Origin of the sequence: Bacillus sp. AF62 (genome assembly GCF_050312695.1) — a bacterium.
Classification (GTDB): Bacteria; Bacillota; Bacilli; order Bacillales; family Bacillaceae_G; genus Bacillus_A; species Bacillus_A cereus.
Genome location: NZ_JBNPJZ010000296.1, coordinates 1 through 284 on the forward strand (window position 1 = coordinate 1; position 284 = coordinate 284).

Here is a 284-nt window from a genome sequence, read left to right on the forward strand (position 1 = left end):
ATCAAAATAACAATGATAAACGCACAATATAACGCGTATGTTCCTTGTGTCTTCATCATTTCGAAAAATCCTTCTAACCCGATTCCTAACACAAAATGATTTATATTGAACATATACATGCCCCTCTCCTATTTTGTTTTTAAGTCTGTTACGATCCATTGCTTCCCATCTTGTTTGACAAACAACGTATAACCTGTTTTCATTTTTGATTCAGAATGTGGATCAATCATAGATACCTCTGTTTGTACCTCATATGTGCCTTTTGTTTTTCCTGGATAAATCTT

At 33.5% G+C, this 284-nt stretch carries 2 pseudogenes; both read right to left on the reverse strand.

What is annotated here, in order from left to right:
* Positions 1-119 (reverse strand): annotated as a pseudogene (locus tag ACQRBL_RS32815) (TcpD family membrane protein); the annotation flags it as partial.
* 9 nt (positions 120-128) lie between these two features.
* Positions 129-284, reverse strand: a pseudogene (locus ACQRBL_RS32820) (conjugal transfer protein); the annotation flags it as partial.